This window comes from Microbacterium sp. HMWF026, assembly GCF_003061325.1.
Lineage (GTDB): Bacteria > Actinomycetota > Actinomycetes > Actinomycetales > Microbacteriaceae > Microbacterium > Microbacterium testaceum_E.
This window is the reverse complement of record NZ_QAJB01000344.1, coordinates 1-2472: the sequence shown is the minus strand read 5'-3', so window position 1 is coordinate 2472 and position 2472 is coordinate 1. Positions and strand designations below refer to the sequence as shown.

The following is a 2472-nucleotide window of genomic DNA, read 5'->3' as shown; positions in this document are numbered from 1 at the left end:
CGCGTCGCGCGCGTTCACGTCGTCTTCCCTGGCCACGCTCTCAAGGGTACGTCGCTCGCGGCGGGGGTCCCACCCGCGGGGTGTACGGGAGGTGCGTCGGCCTGTGCGCGCACGACCGGTGCTTCACCCGTAGCGCGGGCGTCCGGCGCCGCGACCGCCGCGCGTGCGCTGGTCGACCCGCCCGTCACGTTCACGCGTGGCCGCCCGTCAGAGCTCCGACCTCGACGGGGAAGTCACGGGCGCGCAGGAACTCCCGCAGGTACCCGACGTGCTCGTCGCAGGCGACCCACACCTTGCGGCGATCGGCGGTGTGGATGCGGGGATTGCGCCAGGTGATCGTCCACGCGGCGGTGTCACGGCATCCGGCCCGCGAGCACTCGGCGGAGGCGTCGTCCGTCACGGACGCGGATCGCGCGGGGCGTCCAACCGCGGGGTCTCGGCGATGCGGATGACCAGCGGCTCGTCGGATGCCGCGACCGTCGGCGCGGCGGGCCGGGGCGCTTCGATCGCGCGCTCGGGGTTGATCGCCGTGGTCTGGGCGGCGTCCTGTCCGACGTTGGCGACGATCACCGCCAGGTACGGCAGGAAGATGGCGCCGGCGGCGAAGACGAAGGTGTACCAGCCGTACGGCTGCACGACCGCCATGGCGATGAAGCACGCGATGCGGATCCCCATCATCACCATGTACTTGGCGAAGCGGTTGTCGGCGTCCTCCCGGGGTGCCTTCGGGAGCGACGTCGCAGACTGGGCGCGGTTTGTCTTCACAGTGGTCTCAGGGTACGCCCGCAGCGAGAGCGCAGGGTCGGGTGGCGGAACGACTTCTCGACGTCGTGACAACGAGTGTCGGGGGCCGCGTCGGCGCGGGGCGGGACGGGCCGCGCGTGGCGTTCCCGGGCGTGGGCCACGGGGGGTGTTCGGGTCCCCGACTCGATGGGGGCCGCTCGCGTCAGACGCCGTAGCCGGAGCTGGTCTCGCCGATCGCCGCCTGGATGAGGATGATGAAGAAGACGAGCAGCAGCACGCCCAGGGCGAGTGTGACGTAGCCGACGATGAGGCCGGCGACCGCGAGGCCGCGACCCTTCTCGGCGCGCGCCTTGATCTGCGAGAGCGACATGTGCCCGGTGACGATGCCGACGATCTGACCGATGACGGGCAGGACGAACACGCCGACGATCGACGCGATCAGCGACACGATCGCGAGGGTGTTCGTGCGCGCGGGCATCGCGTAGCCGTACCCGCCGGACGCGTAGGCGGCGTCGCCCTGGCCATAGGCGCTGGGCGTGGCCGCGCCGTACGACGAGGTCCCGGGGGCGGGGGAGCCGTACGCGGGGGCTCCGTACGTCGAGTCCCCGGTGCCGTACGCGGCGGCGGCCGAACCGGAGGATGACGGGTCGTACGACGGTGCTCCGGAGGACGGGGCGGGGTACGAGGGGGCGTCGTGCGAGGGTGCGCCGGACGACGGCGCTCCGTACGAGGGAGCCCCGTAGGACGGCGCCCCATACGAGGGAGCCCCGGAGGGGGATGCCGTTTCCCCCGACGCGGGAAAGGGCGGCGCCACCGGGTAGCCGCTCGGCGACGCCGTCGTCTCGGGTCCCGTCGCGGACGCACCGGAGTCGGGCGTGGGCTGGTTCGGGTCGGTCGTACGGTCGTCGCTCACGGTATCCCTTTCGTCGCGGACCTCTCCAGCGTTTCAGCGGCCGTCGGCCCCTGTCAAACCCCCGCCGCACGAGGGTTCGCGGTCTCGTCGCCGCGCCGTCGGTAGGCTGGGGCGGTTCCGTCCCCGCCCGCACAGGAGTCTCACCATGTCCCAGGACCGCGTCGTCGTCGTCACCGGAGGAAACCGGGGGATCGGTCGCGCCATCGCCGAGCGCTTCGTGGCCGAGGGGTGGAAGGTCGCCGTCACCGCCCGCTCCGGCGAGGGGCCCGAGGGCACGCTCACGGTCCGCGCCGACGTCACCGACGCTGCGACCGTCGACGCCGCCTTCTCGCAAGTGGAGGCCGAGCTCGGTCCGATCGCCGTGGTCGTCGCCAATGCCGGCGTCACCAAGGACACCCTGCTGCTGCGCATGAGCGAGGACGACTTCGACAGCGTCGTCAACACCAACCTCGGCGGGGCGTTCCGGGTGGTCAAGCGTGCGTCGAAGGGCATGCTGAAGGCGCGCTGGGGCCGCGTCATCCTCATCTCGAGCGTCGTCGGGCTGTACGGCTCGGCCGGCCAGATCAACTACGCGGCATCGAAGAGCGCTCTCGTCGGCTTCGCGCGGTCGCTCACGCGCGAGCTGGGTGGCCGTGGGATCACCGCCAACGTCGTCGCACCGGGCTTCATCGAGACCGACATGACGGCGGAACTGCCCGCCGACACCCAGGCCGAGTACAAGAAGAACATCCCGGCCGGCCGTTTCGCCTCGGCCGACGAGGTCGCGGGCGTCGTGACGTGGTTGGCCGGAGACGACGCCGCCTACATCTCGGGTG

General features: G+C 72.0%; 4 protein-coding genes. 1 reads left to right on the top strand and 3 read right to left on the bottom strand.

Translation table 11 applies throughout. The features are described from left to right. Window positions 1-190: 190 nt before the first annotated feature. From DBR36_RS12815 to DBR36_RS17815, 3 genes are all read right to left on the bottom strand, one after another. Window positions 191-400 (bottom strand): hypothetical protein, encoded by a 210-nt coding sequence (locus tag DBR36_RS12815; RefSeq protein ID WP_108319960.1) that lies wholly within the window; start codon window positions 398-400, stop codon window positions 191-193. Further along, on the bottom strand, window positions 397-765 hold the full coding sequence (locus tag DBR36_RS12810) for a DUF3099 domain-containing protein (RefSeq protein WP_108319958.1): 369 nt from the start codon (window positions 763-765) through the stop codon (window positions 397-399). The genes DBR36_RS12815 and DBR36_RS12810 overlap by 4 nt, the downstream gene beginning before the upstream one ends. Window positions 766-946: 181 nt before the next feature. Beyond that, window positions 947-1657 (bottom strand): DUF4190 domain-containing protein, encoded by a 711-nt coding sequence (locus tag DBR36_RS17815; RefSeq protein ID WP_181373595.1) that lies wholly within the window; start codon window positions 1655-1657, stop codon window positions 947-949. Window positions 1658-1802: 145 nt separating this feature from the next. Between DBR36_RS17815 and DBR36_RS12795 the strand changes: the two genes are divergently transcribed. Then, window positions 1803-2472 (top strand): SDR family NAD(P)-dependent oxidoreductase (locus tag DBR36_RS12795; protein ID WP_108319953.1); only part of this gene is annotated, 670 nt, incomplete at its 3' end.